Below are 14,624 nucleotides of genomic sequence, written 5' to 3' on the forward strand. Positions count from 1 at the left end.
CGGTGTCCACAAAACCAATGTGGGAGCGAGCCTGCTCGCGAAGAGGCCAGTTCAGGCGCTACAAAAACATCTCTCTGCTCAACCCATGCCGCTGCATCTTTTCATTGAAGGTCCGGCGCGGCAGTTGCAGTTCTTCGAGCACCGCTTTCACATCGCCCTTGTGCCGGGTCAATGCCGCACGCAGGCATTGCGCCTCGAACGCTTCCTGCTGCGCCGCCAGTGACTGGCCGGGCTCGATGCCCATTGGCTCCGGTTCACCCAAGCCCAGAACCTGACGCTCGGCGACGTTCGCCAGTTCGCGCACGTTGCCCGGCCAGTCATGGCTCAGCAGGTGGCTCAACTGCGCGCCGCTCAACGGTGGAAATTTACGTCCCAGCCGTTCGGCGGCGTTTTGTGCAAAGGACTCGAACAGCAGGGGTATGTCTTCACGGCGTTCGCGCAAGGGCGGCAGGCGCAGTTGCGCGACGTTCAAACGATAAGCCAGGTCTTCGCGGAAACGTCCGGCCCGCGCTTCGTCCAGCAGGTCCGGCTTGGTCGCGGCAATGATGCGCAGATCCACGCGGATGCTTTGGTTCGAGCCCAGCCGTTCAAGCTTTTGCTCTTGCAACACCCGCAGCAGTTTTACCTGTTGGGCCAGTGGCATGCTTTCGATTTCATCGAGAAACAGCGTGCCACCGTCGGCATATTCCAGTTTGCCGATGCGCTTGCCGGACGCCCCGGTGAACGCACCGCTCTCGTGACCGAACAGCTCGGCCTCGAACAATTGCTCGGGGATGGCCGCGCAGTTGAGGGCGACAAAGGGCTTGTCGGCCCGTGGCCCGAAGTCGTGCAGGCAACGCGCAACCAGCTCCTTGCCGCTACCGGTTTCCCCGCGAATCAGCACGTTGACCGGCAGTGCCGCCAGGTCCAGTACCTGTCGCCGCAGGGTCTGCAAACCCCGGGACACGCCGAGCAGCGTGGCATCCAGTCTGGCGCGGTTGTCCGCCTGTTCGTGCAGGGCGCGGTTTTCCAGCACCAGGCGGCGCTTGTCGAGGGCGCGACGCAGGCTGCCGAGCAGGGTTTGCGGGCTGAAGGGTTTTTCGAGGAAATCGTAGGCGCCATCACGCATGGCCTCGACAGCCATCGGCACATCGCCGTGGCCGGTCAACAGGATCACCGGCAAATCGGCATCCCGGCGTTGTACTTCGGCCAGCAGTTCCAGGCCGCTCATGCCGGGCATGCGCACATCGCTGAGGATCACCCCGGCAAAATGCCTGGGCAATTGCGCCAGGCATTCATCGGCGCGGCTGAACAACTGCACCTCGAAGCCCGACAGGCTCAACCATTGCTCGACGGCGCTGCGGATGCTGCTTTCGTCGTCGACCACGATCACTGAATTCAGCATGGCTCATGCACCTCCAGGTCGATGGGCAAGGTCACGGTAAACACGGCACCTTTGGCATGATTGTCGGCACTCAGGCGTCCGCCGGATTCGTGGACGATGGCGAACGATACGGCCAAACCGATCCCCAGGCCATCGCCCACCGGTTTGGTGGTGAAGAACGGATCGAACACCTTGGACAGGTTCTCTTCGGCGATACCGCCACCGTTGTCGATCACACTCAGGCGCCATAATTGTTCGTCGGCTTCGAGGCGGATTTCCAGGCGTTTGCAGGGTTTGTCCTGCATCGCATCGAGGGCGTTGCGCAGCAGGTTGATCAGCACCTGTTCCAGGCGGATCGCATCGCCGCGCACCCAGGCCGGGCGGGTCAGGTGTAACACCGTACTGACCTGTTCGTCACGCAAGCGCGTATCGAGCAGTTGCAGCGACTGGTCCACCACTGCCGCCAGGTCCAGGCGTTCGCGCAAGCCGCTGGGGCTTTTGCGGGCGAAGGTTTTCAGGTGGCCGGTGAGGGCGGCCATGCGTGTGAGCATTTCATCCACCGGTCTGAGCGCCTTGTAGGCGTCGTCGATGCGGCCGTGGTCGAGCAGCAGTCTCAACGTAGCAAGCTGCATGCGCTGGGCGGTGAGCGGCTGGTTGATTTCGTGGGCCAGGGCGGCGGACATCTGCCCCAGCGCCGCGAGTTTGGCCGATTGCACCAGGCCTTCCTGGGCGGTACGCAGGTCGCGGGTTCTCTCCTCTACAAGCTGTTCGAGTTCTTCACGGCTGCGCTGGCGCAACTTGGCCAGGCGCCAGCGCTGGTTGAGAAACAGCAGCAGGAACACCAGGGTCAACCACAGCCCGGCCGCGGCAAGTGCGGCGTTACGGCTGTCTTCGAAGGCGACTTGCGGGCGACGCAACAGGTGCAGGGTCCAGCCCTCGGCACTCAGCGGCAAGGACTCCCACAGGTAATTCGCCTCGCCGTCCGGGCCATCGACCCGGGCCAGGTCACTGTTGTCGTCGAAGCGCCGCAGTGATTGAAACGCAAGCGGCGTCAGCGGCTGCTTGTCGTACTGGCGGGTGCTCTTGAGTTCGGCGCGATCGCTGTCACTCAGCGGCTTGAGCAGGCGATAGCGCCAGCCCGGCTGGTTGGCGATAAAGACGATCCCGCGGGCATCGCTGACCAGCAGCGTGTCGCTGCCCTGACGCCACTCGCGTTCCAGTTCGGGGAACTCCAGTTTCACCACCATGGCACCGAGGAACTGACCGTCGTCGTCGGTGACCGCGCTGGAGAGGAAGTAGCCGGGAATCCCGCTGGTCACGCCCACGGCGTAGAAGCGCCCGGTGCCCTGGGTGCGGGTCTGGTTGAAATAAGGGCGGAAACCGTAGTTGTGGCCGACATAGCTGCTGGGCAAACGCCAATTGCTGGCCGCCACGGCGAGGCCGGTGCGGTCGAGCAGTTCCAGGGTCGAGGATTCGGCCGCGCCGTTGATCTTTTCCAGTTTGCGGTTCAGTGCTTCCTGCTGCTCGGGGCTCACCGCCCCCTTGAGCGCCGAGCGCAGCTCCGGGTCCAACGCCAGTACCGAAGGCAGGGTACGGTAGCGTTCGATCAGGGTATGCAGGGACGTGGCGTACAGCGCCAATTGCTGATTGGCGCGGCCAGCGTCTTCGACCATGGACTGGCGCACGGCGTGGCGCATGGCCAGGGTCGCGGCGATGGCGGCGCCGGCGATGATCAACAAGGTGTAGAGCGCCAGGCGCAGGGATCTGGAGGTCGGGAGCATGGGCCGAAATCGGACTGAAGACAGGAGGCGCAAGATAGCATGCGGACTATCTTGTGCCAGATCTCATCTCACTGCGCCCGAGTAGATAACTTGAGCTTTCAACTATTCATGTTTCTTCTCATCTGTTCCGGTTCATCTGTCAGTTTCCCCAACGAAACTACCTAGTTCCCGGAGTTACTAAGATCATCATTGTTCAAGTGTGCTTCATGCGTTCTTTTGGCTAGCCCGCTCTGCTCAGATGGGCATTGATTGGCTCCACGAGTTCGGTAAGGCGATACGGTGAAAACACATGGGTGATTCACGGAGAAACGTTTCGCATACTCAAGGGGAAACTACGACGGGTAGATGGCCGCTGATGAGTCGCCTTGTACGGAGTTACCCGGGAGCATTCCCAAGCGTTTCACTGTGAAACGCTTCGAATGACCGGCACCTCACGCTCAGAGCCGTCTTCAAGTATGGCGCGCATTAAAACAACCCCGCTTGGATTTTCTGCAGCAGCAGCGCAGCTAGCTCCTGGTTGGGGTATTGGGCTTGCAGTCCCCAAGCTTTACAGCCGAGTGCATGCCGAAAAGCGCTGGCGTCCGTAAGGTCCTGAACGCTTCCACACAGCCGACAGCGCACTAGCTGGCCGTCGAGTGTCCAGTGTTTATTCCAGGCTTTCAGCGGCAGGTAGGTCATGGACATTCAATACTGGACCTTTGGCAAGGTATGACGAGGGGCTGCGTGCGGGTAAAACCACCCAGTACAAGTGATGGTAGGCCAGTCCCCAGGGGTTGGTGACCACCAGGCATAAAAAAGCCGCGCTGTCGTACAAACAGCGCGGCTCTTTTTATACAGCGGTTGAGTGCTTACTGCACTTCCACCGCCAGACTTTCACTGATCTTCTTCTGCCAGATGGCCGGACCGGTGATGTGTACCGACTCGCCCTTGCTGTCGACCGCAACGGTGACCGGCATGTCCTTGACCTCGAACTCGTAGATCGCTTCCATGCCCAGTTCGGCAAATGCCAGCACCTTGGACTTCTTGATCGCCTGGGCGACCAGGTAGGCGGCGCCGCCGACGGCCATCAGGTACACGGCCTTGCTGTCCTTGATCGCGTCGATCGCGGTCGGGCCGCGTTCGGATTTGCCGATCATGCCCAGCAGGCCAGTCTGCTCGAGGATCTGACGGGTGAACTTGTCCATCCTCGTCGCGGTGGTCGGACCGGCCGGGCCAACCACTTCGTCACCGACCGGATCGACCGGGCCGACGTAGTAGATGAAGCGACCCTTGAGGTCTACCGGCAGGGTTTCGCCCTTGTTCAGCATCTCGACCATGCGCTTGTGCGCCGCGTCGCGACCGGTGAGCATCTTGCCGTTGAGCAGGACGGTTTCGCCCGGCTTCCAGCTCTGCACTTCTTCCGGGGTCAGGGTGTCGAGGTTGACGCGACGGGCCGACGGACCCGCTTCCCAGACGATTTCCGGGTAGGCGTCCAAAGGTGGCGCTTCCAGCGAGGCCGGGCCGGAGCCATCCAGCACGAAGTGGGCGTGACGGGTGGCGGCGCAGTTCGGGATCATGCACACCGGCAGGGACGCGGCGTGGGTCGGGTAGTCCATGATCTTCACGTCGAGCACGGTGGTCAGGCCACCGAGACCCTGGGCGCCGATGCCCAACTGGTTGACCTTCTCGAACAGCTCCAGACGCATTTCTTCAATGCGATTCTGCGGGCCACGGGCCTTCAGTTCGTGAATGTCGATGGATTCCATCAACACTTCCTTGGCCATCACCGCGGCTTTCTCGGCGGTGCCGCCGATGCCGATGCCGAGCATGCCCGGTGGGCACCAGCCGGCGCCCATTTCCGGAACGGTCTTGAGCACCCAGTCGACGATCGAGTCGGACGGGTTGAGCATGGCCATCTTCGACTTGTTCTCGGAGCCGCCGCCCTTGGCCGCCACGTCCACTTCCACGGTGTTGCCCGGAACGATGGAGTAGTGGATGACGGCCGGGGTGTTGTCCTTGGTGTTCTTGCGAGCGCCCGCCGGGTCGGCGAGGATCGAAGCGCGCAGGACGTTTTCCGGCAGGTTGTAGGCGCGACGCACGCCTTCGTTGATCATGTCGTCCAGGCTCATGGTGGCGCCATCCCAACGCACGTCCATGCCGACACGGACAAACACGGTGACGATACCGGTGTCCTGGCAGATCGGACGGTGGCCGGTGGCACACATGCGCGAGTTGATCAGGATCTGGGCCATCGAGTCGCGGGCCGCTGGCGATTCTTCGCGCAGGTAGGCCTCGTGCATCGCCTGGATGAAATCCACGGGGTGGTAGTAGGAAATGAACTGCAGGGCGTCGGCAACGCTCTGAATCAGGTCGTCTTGCTTGATCACGGTCATGAGTCGCGCTCCTCTAAAAGACGGGAACATTTTGTAAAGGCAGATGCGAGCCATAAGCTGCAAGCGGCAAGTTCAAAGCAGTACGCGGACTGCCTTGAGCTTGTTGCTTGAAGCTTGCGGCTTGCAGCTGCCCCTGGGCCACACCGGGGCAAGCTGGCGCGACGCTAAAAAGGCGCGGCAGTATAGCGCGCATCAACGGCACGTACACGCGCCGGCAGTCAATCGTTGGTCGTATGGGAGCAGCTACACGCGGCAAGTTTGCAGCTGCAAGAGTAGTGTGTGGCTTTTGTGGCGAGGGGGCTTGCCCCCGTTCGGCTGCGAAGCAGCTGTAAAACCGTTGAATACAATCCGCCTGACACCACGATAGGTCTGTTTCCGGGACTGCTTCGCAGTCCAACGGGGGCAAGCCCCCTCGCCACAGTGCCTACAGTGCCCGGGCCGTCCATCCCGAAATTTGAATGGTCATTTATCGGTGACGCCACTAAAGTGACACACGGTCTGTAGAGTAGGACGCTCTGTCAGTCTCCTTTCATCTGGTGAGTCAACGATTGACCCATAACGCCATCCAGCGCCTGTTGCTTAAACGTTTCGCCCTCGCGGCCGGCACCTATGCCCTGGCATTGCTGTTGTTGTGGCTGGCATTTTTCACCGGTCACTTCGACGCGCCGCTGTTGAGCGTCGCCATCGGCAGCGCACTGGTTGTGACCAGCCAGTCCATCCTGTTCGCCGTGTTCTACAGCGGCTGCAACCTGCGTTTCACCGACCCCAGCCTGACCGAGGTGCAGGTTTTGCTGGGGCTGGGCTGGCAAACCTGGCTGATCGCCCACCTGGACGAAGCCCGGGGCGCGTTTCTGGTGTTTTACGTGCTGATCCTGCTGTTCGGACTGTTCCATCTGTCGCGCCGGTCCTTTGTGCGTTGTGCGCTGCTGGTGTTTTTCAGTTTCAGTGCGATCACGCTGTGGGAGGGCTATCACTTCCAGTTGCCCGACCCGGCCATGGCGGTTTTGCAGGTCTGCGTGCTGTTCATCGTGCTGGTGTGGCTGGTGCTGTATGCGCGCTATGTCCAGGCTTCGCGGCAGCGCATGCGCCAGCGGCGTTTTGCGTTGCAGGCGCACCAGGACACGTTGCGCGGGATGATGCGGCAGCTCGAAGGTCTGGTGGCCACCGACGAGCTCACAGGCCTGTTCAATCGTCGGCACTTCCTGCGTCTGGCGTCCCGCGAGCTGAATGCCATGGATGCCGATGTGGTACACGGTCTGGCACTGATCGACCTCGACCATTTCAAGCGCATCAACGATCTGCACGGGCACGCCGCAGGCGATCAGGTGCTGCAAGCCTTTGCCGGCGTTGCCACGGCGTGCCTGCGCGACGGTGACGTTCTGGCCCGTTACGGCGGTGAAGAGTTCGTTGTTCTGCTGCCCGATTGCGATGCCGACAGTTTGACTTCGTGCTGCGAACGGCTGCGCATTGCGTTCACCGATGTTGAATTGATTGGTCTGAATGTGCGCAACCTCAGCCTGTCCGCCGGCATGACCCTTTTGTCGTTGGGGGATGACCTCGATGTCGCACTGCAACAGGCCGATCAGGCGCTTTATCGCGCCAAGCGTGACGGCCGCAACCGATGCGCGGCAGCGTGGGAGAATGTCGATGCCTGAGCTGCGGGTCGGCGAGCGCCACTGGTCGGTGGCGGTGGGCAGCAACCTGCTCGACGCACTGAATCAGAACGGCGTGCCGGTGCCTTACAGTTGCCGCGCCGGCAGTTGCCATGCGTGCCTGGTGCAATGTGTGCGGGGTCTGCCGGGCGACAGTCGCCCCGACGCCCTGAGCCCGCAGCAGCGTGAACAGGGTTGGCGCCTGGCCTGCCAGTGTCAGGTGGTAGAGGACTTGCAGGTGCATGCCTTCGACCCGCAAACCGATGGCTTGCCGGCCGAAGTGGCCGCGGTCGATTGGTTGAGCGCCACGGTCCTGCGTCTACGCGTGATCCCTCAGCGACCGTTGCGCTACAGCGCCGGCCAGCACCTGGTGTTGTGGGCGGGCAGCGTAGCGCGACCGTACTCCCTCGCCAGCCTGCCGCAGGAAGAACGCTTTCTGGAGTTTCATCTCGATTGCCGCAAGCCCGGGGAATTCAGCGATGCCGCCAGGCAATTGCGCATCGGCGATGCGATCCGCCTCGGCGAACTGCGCGGTGGCGCCTTGCATTACGACCCTGACTGGCACGCCCGGCCGTTGTGGCTGATGGCCGCTGGTACCGGGTTGGGGCCATTGTTTGGCGTATTGCGTGAAGCGCTGCGCCAGGATCATCAGGGCGCCATCCGCGTCATTCACCTCGCCCATGATGCCGATGAGCACTACCTGGCCAAACCGCTGCAAGCCATGGCCGCCAGTCGTCCGAACCTCAGTGTCGAACTGTGGACCCCGGCCGAGTTGCCTGCGGCTTTGGCGCAACTGCGGCTTGTTTCCCGGCAAACCCTGGCCTTACTCTGCGGAGCCCCCGACAGTGTCGACGCCTTTGCCCGGCGCCTGTACCTGGCGGGATTGCCGCGCAATCAACTGCTGGCCGATGTGTTCCTGCCCCGTGGTTGAGCGCTGACTTTTCAGACGCGAGACCTGTCATGACCGATGCCATCCAAGTTGAACGCGAACGCGGCCTGTTGACCCTGCGCCTGAATCGCCCGGACAAGAAAAACGCCCTGACCCGCGCCATGTACAGCCACCTGGCCGAAGCGTTGCAACAGGCCGACAGCGACCCCGAGGTCAACGCCGTGCTGATCACCGGTTCCGCCGAATGCTTCACCGCCGGCAACGACATTGCCGATTTCGTCCAGCAACCGCCGAGCAACCTCGACAGCCCGGTGTTCCACTTCATGCTCAGTCTGCTCGAATGCCGCAAGCCGGTGATCGCCGCCGTGGCTGGCGCGGCGGTGGGCATCGGTACGACGATGCTGCTGCATTGCGATCTGGTCTATGTCAGCCGCGATGCGCGGTTGCGCATGCCATTCGTCAACCTTGGCTTATGCCCGGAGTTCGGTTCCAGCCTGATTCTGCCGCGCTTGCTCGGGCAGGCCAAAGCGGCGGAGTTGCTGCTGCTCGGTGAAGGTTTCAATGGTGAACAGGCTGCCGCGTGGGGCATTGCGTCCGAAGCCTTGGACAGTGGTGAGGAAGCCTTGGCCAGGGCGCGGGAGATGGCGTTGCGCTTTGAGTCGCTACCGCCGCAAGCGGTGCGCATCAGCAAGCAATTGATGAAGGCGCCGGATCGGGAGCTGTTGCGCAAGGTGATTGAAGAAGAGGGAGCGTTGTTCACCCAGCGGCTGCGTTCGCCGGAAGCGTTGGCGGCGTTGACGGGGTTTATCAAGCGGCATTGATTTTTTGGCGACAAGGCTGGCCTCTTCGTCGGAACGCCGCCCGGAGCAAGCTCGCTCCCACAGGGATTTTGTGGACACCGCAAGTCCAATGTGGGAGCGAGCCTGCTCGCGAAGGCGGCGGTTGAACCAATACAAATTCAAAATCAGAAAGCCAAAAGCCCCGCCATTCACATGGCGGGGCTTTTGTTTTTCAGCGGGTCACTCAGACCATCGGGTCGCCAACGTGCAGGATCTTCATGCCGTTGGTGCCGCCGGTGGTGTGGTAGCTGTCGCCCTTGGTCAGGATGACCCAGTCGCCTTTCTCTACGACGCCGCGCTTGACCAATTCGTCGATCGCCTTCTGGCTGACTTCGTTCGGTGCCAGCGAAGCCGGGTCGAACGGGATGGTGTACACGCCACGGAACATCGCCGCGCGAGCCTGGGCTTCGCGGTGTGGGGTGAACGCATAGATCGGCACCGAGGAGCGGATACGCGACATGATCAGCGGGGTGTAGCCACTTTCGGTCAGGGCGATGATCGCCTTCACGCCCGGGAAGTGGTTGGCGGTGTACATGGTCGCCAGTGCGATGCTTTCGTCGCAGCGCTGGAACTCTTTGCCGATGCGGTGGCTGGAGGTCTTGCTGGTCGGGTGCTTTTCGGCACCGACGCAGATACGCGCCATGGCCTGAACGGCTTCCAGCGGGTACAGGCCGGCGGCACTTTCGGCCGAGAGCATCACGGCGTCGGTGTAGTCGAGCACGGCGTTGGCTACGTCGGACACTTCGGCGCGGGTCGGCATCGGGTTCTGGATCATCGACTCCATCATCTGGGTCGCGACGATCACTGCCTTGTTGTGGCGGCGTGCGTGCAGAATGATTTTCTTCTGGATGCCCACCAGCTCGGCGTCGCCGATTTCCACACCCAGGTCACCACGGGCAACCATCACCGCGTCGGACGCCTTGATCAGGCCGTCGAGGGTTTCGTCGTCGGCCACGGCTTCGGCGCGTTCGATCTTCGCCACCAGCCAGGCGGTGCCGCCGGCTTCGTCGCGCAGTTGACGGGCGTATTCCATGTCGGCGGCGTCACGGGGGAAGGAGACCGCGAGGTAGTCGACCTCCATTTCCGCGGCGAGCTTGATGTCGGCCTTGTCTTTTTCGGTCAGGGCCGGAGCGGTCAGGCCGCCACCGCGACGGTTGATGCCTTTGTGGTCCGACAGCGGGCCGCCGATGGTCACGGTGCAGTTCAGTTCGGTGGCCGTGGCGGTATCGACGCGCATCACCACGCGACCGTCGTCGAGCAGCAGTTCGTCGCCCACGCCGCAGTCCTTGACCAGGTCCGGGTAGTCGATGCCGACCACTTGCTGGTTGCCTTCGGTCAGAGGATGGCTGGTGGAGAAGGTGAATTGATCACCGATCTTCAGCTCGATCTTCTTGTTGGCGAATTTGGCGATACGGATTTTCGGACCTTGCAGGTCACCCAGCAGGGCGACGAAGCGGCCATGCTTGGCAGCCAGGTCACGCACCAGCTTCGCGCGAGCCTTGTGCTCGTCGGGGGTGCCGTGGGAGAAGTTCAGGCGGGCGACGTCCAGGCCAGCCAGAATCAGCTGTTCGAGAACTTCCGGCGAGTGACTGGCCGGGCCAAGGGTGGCGACGATTTTGGTACGACGGACGGACATGCAAAGACTCCTGAGTTCAAGCGCTGAGTGAGGCTACTATGCTCTCGAGGTGTAGTCATTGTTCGTATGCACTACTTTTTTTGAAGAGCTTTGTGATTCCCTTCTTTATAGAACGTAGCGACTTTGCATCTGGTGCCTGAAGATTTTCGCTCGCGGGTCGATACAGCGTTCAAGACAGGAGATCTCCATGCGATTCGTACTCATTGCTGCCCTTGCCGTCGGCGCCCTCAGTGTCACGGGCTGCACCCGTTGGGCAATGAACCATCACTTGAACAATGCCTACAGCGCCTATGACCGGGGCAATTGCGAGCAGGTGATGCTCGAACTGTCCAAGGTCGAGCGCGACAGCCGCGCGCGGCCTTACGTGTGGCCGGAAGTATCGATGATGCGCGGCCAGTGTCTGGAGCGACAGAAGATGTTTATCGACGCGGCCCAGACCTATCAGTTCATCATTGATGCATATCCGCAAAGCGAATACGCCTACCGCGCCCGTGCCCGCCTGGAAACCTTGCAGAGCCTGGGGCACTACCCGATGCGCAGCGCCGCGGCGGTAAAACCGACGCAGTTCTGATGGCAGTTGTCATGCAATCGCTGGCTCCCCGGTGGTGAGCTATAGTCCAGTGAACCGGTTTTAGAGCCTTGCCTCTGAGCCGGGGCAACACCTGTGACCGGCATAAGCAGGACTCAGCGCTGTAAACACTGGCGCACCGGGAGCGGGGAGAGCGGGCCAGGACTCAACGTACACCCGTTCCGAAGCAGTAGTGCGGCTCTGCTTAAGAGCCTTGCATGGCGAAATTGCACATGTTCACCGTCCGCCGAATCGAGCGGCATCAACTGCCGTATTTCCTGAAAGTGTTCAACGGCATCACCGGCAAACCCATCGGCTATCTGGGCAATGTCTCCGAAGACGGGCTGATGCTGATCAGCCAACTGCCGATGTTGATCGGCGCGGACTTCAGCCTGCGCCTGAAAATTCCCGCCAGTGAAGGTGGTCAGCGGATCATCGATCTGCAGGCCTGCTGTCTGTGGTGCCACGAAGACGCGACACCCCATCATTACGACGCCGGGTTCAGCCTGCAACGGGCGCCACCGGAATATGGACAACTGGTGGCGGCGCTGAAGCAGTATTTCAGTTTTCTGCCGCTGCCGACTTCGGCTTGAGATCAATGGCAACCCGGCTGTGAGTGACTGCTGCGGCTCAACGTCCGGTTCGTTTCCAGCCCAGGTACCGAGTCACCAGATCTGCGCCCAACTCGTCGGGTCGTGCATCCATCACCCACACTCCATGAGCGTTCAAGCGCTCATGGAGTTCTGCGCGCGCGTTCAGGTAATCCACGGTCCCGCAATAGGCCAGCGCTTCGGGCAAAGTCTGCACGGGTGACTGACGCAGGCTGTCGAGCACGCCTTCGCGCAGGCTCGCGACCAGTACTTGATGCTGCTGGCTCAGGCGCTTGACGGCCGCAAGCAGTTCATCGTCGTCCTCTTCGCGCAGGTTGGTCACCAGCACCACCAGTGCCCGGCGTTTTTGCCGCGCCAGCAGTTGCGACGCCGCGGCTTGGTAGTCGGCGCTGCGCTGGGTGCTGTTCAAGTCATAGACAGCATTGAGCAGGGTGTTGAGATGGCTGGTGCCCTTGATCGGCGCGAGGTAGCGCGGCTGTTCGCTGGCAAAGGTACTCAGGCCCACGGCATCGCCCTGGCGTAGCGCCACGTAGCTGAGCAGCAAACAGGCGTTGAGGGCGTGATCGAAGTGCGACAACTCATCATCCTGGCTGCGCATGTGCCGGCCGCAGTCGAGCATGAAGATGATCTGCTGATCCCGTTCGTCCTGATACTCCCGGGCAATCGGCGTGCGTTGGCGGGCGGTGGCTTTCCAGTCGATCTGGCGCAGGCTGTCGCCCTCGCGAAATTCACGCAATTGGTGGAATTCCAGGCCCAGGCCCCGTCGTTGTTTCTGGCGGACGCCAAGCTGGCTGAGCCAGTTATCCACAGCCAGCAATTGCCCGCCATAGAGGCGGGCGAAGTCAGGGTAGACGCGGGTGGCGTCCGGTCGTTCGAGCAAGCGTCTGTCCGACCAGAGTCCCAAGGGGCTTGGCAGGTTGATTTCGCAGAGTTCGAAGCTGAAATGACCACGCTTGAGCGGACGCAGGCGATAACTGGCCTGGCTGTGCCGACCGGGCTGCAGCTCGACTGTCAGGGGCAGGTGTTCGAAGCCCAGGCCCGGCGGCAGATGGTCGAAGATTTGTACATTCAACGGTTGGGGAAAGTCGTGTTCAAGGGTCAGTTGCACCTCGCTCCATCGACCCAGTGCCAGGCTGCCGGGCAACTGGCGTTTCAGCCGGGGCGAAGGCAGGCGATTCACGCGAGCAGCATCCAGCAAGGCCAGGGCCAGCAGCGCCAGGAGCAACCCCCAGTTGATCGCCATGAGATTCGCCGGAACCGCAAACTCCAATGCCTGCAAAGTACCCGACACAATCCCGCAGGCCAGCAGGACCAGCAGCCAGGCGAGCATCAGGCGCGAGGGCTTCACAGGCGCGGTGCCGGTACTTGGTCGAGCATCTGCTGGAGCACCTGATCGACATCCAGCCCCTCGATGTCCAACTCCGGCGCGATTCGCACGCGATGACGCAGCACGGCCAGGGCACAACCCTTGATGTCATCGGGAAGCACGAATTCACCACCGCGCAGCAACGCGCGGGCACGAGCACAACGTACCAGCGCGATGGAAGCACGGGGGCCGGCGCCGAGGATCAAGCCAGGCCAACTGCGGGTGGAACGGGCCAGGCGCACGGCGTAATCGAGCACCTGATCGTCCAGCGCCAGGTCGCTGGCAATGCGTTGCAGGGCCAGCACATCCCTGGCCTGCAACAAGGTGCGCATTGGCTGAACATCGAGCATGTCGGCCCGGGTCGAGCGGCTGACCTGGCGCACCATGCTCAGTTCTTGCTCGGCATCGGGGTAATCCATGCGCACCTTGAGCATGAAACGGTCCAGTTCGGCCTCCGGCAACGGGTAAGTGCCTTCCTGCTCGATCGGGTTTTGCGTGGCGAGCACCATGAACGGTTGCACAATCGGCAATGCCTGGCCTTCGAGGGTGACTTGCCGCTCCTGCATGGCTTCGAGCAGCGCCGCCTGGGTTTTCGCCGGGGCACGGTTGATCTCGTCAGCCAATAGCAGGTTGGTGAACAGCGGTCCCTTGCGCAATTTGAATTGCTCGGTCTGCAAGTCATAGACCGCATGCCCGGTGACGTCGCTGGGCATCAGGTCCGGGGTGAACTGGATGCGTGCGAAGTCACCACCAAAGCAGCGGGCGAGGGCGCGTACCAACAGGGTCTTGCCCAAACCCGGCACGCCTTCGAGCAACACATGGCCACCGGCGATCAACGCCGTCAGCACATCGTCGATCATACTGTCCTGGCCAATCACGGCTTTCTGCAATTCTTTGCGTACGGCCTGGGCCAGATGGCCTGCACGCTGACGTTGTCGAGCGGCATGGCTCGCGGCGTCGGGTTCGATCGGTTCACTCATGGCTTCTGGAGCCTTGTTAACAGTTACATGCGCTTTATCTTCCATAAATCAGTCACTTACCTAATCCGACTTTTGCACGTCGTTTACGCGTGGAACGAGTGAGTGACTGCCAATCTGCCTCATGGCAACCCTTCACTTGCGCGTTCGTCAGAGGTGGAGGTTAGTCGATGATGGTCAACCGACTCCCTCATTTCGTTGTCGTTGCATCGACCGGTTGAATCCACGGCCGAAATCTGCCGACCATCAAGGGCTGCTATCGAGCTGGAGCAGTCGGCGAACAGAATAGTGGCAAGTTACTGGCTATGCTTGGTCTGCTACACCAGCAGGCGCAGAACGAGGCTGAGTAAATTGAAAGGAACAGAACATCCGGCAAAAGTGGCCGGCGTTCAGTTCTACACTGGAGAGCGAGGAGAATCGTTACTCGCTCACGAAAACCAGCGTGAATCCAGAGCAGATAAAAATTTGGCTAATGCTGCGTGCGGTGTGTTTTCAGGTTCAGGTGTCGACACAAAAGGTCAATTGGTTTCCGAATACCGCTTCTATTGGTCAATTTAGAAGGATTATGTT

At 61.4% G+C, this 14,624-nt stretch carries 12 protein-coding genes; 5 read left to right on the forward strand and 7 right to left on the reverse strand.

Annotation, left to right across the window (positions count from 1 at the left end; translation table 11 throughout):
- Positions 1-58: 58 nt before the first annotated feature.
- From CAG47_RS07215 to CAG47_RS07230, 4 genes are all read right to left on the reverse strand, one after another.
- Positions 59-1,384 carry a sigma-54 dependent transcriptional regulator gene (locus CAG47_RS07215; RefSeq protein WP_085724210.1) on the reverse strand — a complete coding sequence of 442 codons (1,326 nt, stop codon included), beginning with the start codon at positions 1,382-1,384 and terminating at the stop codon, positions 59-61.
- Positions 1,378-3,144 carry an ATP-binding protein gene (locus CAG47_RS07220; RefSeq protein WP_085724211.1) on the reverse strand — a complete coding sequence of 589 codons (1,767 nt, stop codon included), beginning with the start codon at positions 3,142-3,144 and terminating at the stop codon, positions 1,378-1,380. Before CAG47_RS07220 ends, CAG47_RS07215 begins: the two co-directional genes overlap by 7 nt.
- A gap of 465 nt (positions 3,145-3,609) precedes the next feature.
- The gene (locus CAG47_RS07225; RefSeq protein WP_085724212.1) at positions 3,610-3,828 is read right to left on the reverse strand and encodes a hypothetical protein; all 219 of its coding nucleotides are present in this window, start codon (positions 3,826-3,828) and stop codon (positions 3,610-3,612) included.
- Positions 3,829-3,992: 164 nt separating this feature from the next.
- Positions 3,993-5,516 carry a fumarate hydratase gene (locus tag CAG47_RS07230; RefSeq protein WP_085724213.1) on the reverse strand — a complete coding sequence of 508 codons (1,524 nt, stop codon included), beginning with the start codon at positions 5,514-5,516 and terminating at the stop codon, positions 3,993-3,995.
- Between the two features lie 548 nt (positions 5,517-6,064).
- Here CAG47_RS07230 and CAG47_RS07240 point away from each other — a divergent pair.
- The 3 genes from CAG47_RS07240 to CAG47_RS07250 are packed head-to-tail and all read left to right on the forward strand — an operon-like array spanning position 6,065 to position 8,878.
- Positions 6,065-7,171, forward strand: a complete 1,107-nt coding sequence (locus tag CAG47_RS07240) for a GGDEF domain-containing protein (protein ID WP_085724215.1) — start codon at positions 6,065-6,067, stop codon at positions 7,169-7,171.
- Positions 7,164-8,099, forward strand: coding sequence for an iron-sulfur-binding ferredoxin reductase (locus tag CAG47_RS07245; RefSeq protein WP_085724216.1), 936 nt, complete (start codon positions 7,164-7,166; stop codon positions 8,097-8,099). The genes CAG47_RS07240 and CAG47_RS07245 overlap by 8 nt, the downstream gene beginning before the upstream one ends.
- Before the next feature lie 29 nt (positions 8,100-8,128).
- Positions 8,129-8,878: an enoyl-CoA hydratase-related protein gene (locus CAG47_RS07250; protein ID WP_085724217.1), complete on the forward strand. Its 750-nt coding sequence runs from the start codon at positions 8,129-8,131 to the stop codon at positions 8,876-8,878.
- A gap of 202 nt (positions 8,879-9,080) precedes the next feature.
- On the opposite strand, the gene pyk is transcribed toward CAG47_RS07250, so the two are convergent.
- Positions 9,081-10,532, reverse strand: coding sequence for a pyruvate kinase (pyk, locus tag CAG47_RS07255; protein WP_085724218.1), 1,452 nt, complete (start codon positions 10,530-10,532; stop codon positions 9,081-9,083).
- A gap of 187 nt (positions 10,533-10,719) precedes the next feature.
- Here pyk and CAG47_RS07260 point away from each other — a divergent pair, with 187 nt between their 5' ends.
- Positions 10,720-11,103: a tol-pal system YbgF family protein gene (locus CAG47_RS07260; RefSeq protein WP_085724219.1), complete on the forward strand. Its 384-nt coding sequence runs from the start codon at positions 10,720-10,722 to the stop codon at positions 11,101-11,103.
- A 230-nt stretch (positions 11,104-11,333) separates the two neighbouring features.
- The gene (locus CAG47_RS07265; protein ID WP_085724345.1) at positions 11,334-11,693 is read left to right on the forward strand and encodes a PilZ domain-containing protein; all 360 of its coding nucleotides are present in this window, start codon (positions 11,334-11,336) and stop codon (positions 11,691-11,693) included.
- 37 nt (positions 11,694-11,730) lie between these two features.
- Here CAG47_RS07265 and CAG47_RS07270 read toward each other — a convergent pair whose 3' ends face one another.
- Complete coding sequence (locus tag CAG47_RS07270) at positions 11,731-13,059, reverse strand: DUF58 domain-containing protein (protein WP_085724220.1); 1,329 nt, start codon at positions 13,057-13,059, stop codon at positions 11,731-11,733.
- Positions 13,056-14,057: a MoxR family ATPase gene (locus CAG47_RS07275; protein WP_085724221.1), complete on the reverse strand. Its 1,002-nt coding sequence runs from the start codon at positions 14,055-14,057 to the stop codon at positions 13,056-13,058. The genes CAG47_RS07270 and CAG47_RS07275 overlap by 4 nt, the downstream gene beginning before the upstream one ends.
- Between the last annotated feature and the right edge of the window lie 567 nt (positions 14,058-14,624).

The sequence above is a fragment of the Pseudomonas sp. R37(2017) genome (assembly GCF_002113375.1).
Lineage (GTDB): Bacteria > Pseudomonadota > Gammaproteobacteria > Pseudomonadales > Pseudomonadaceae > Aquipseudomonas.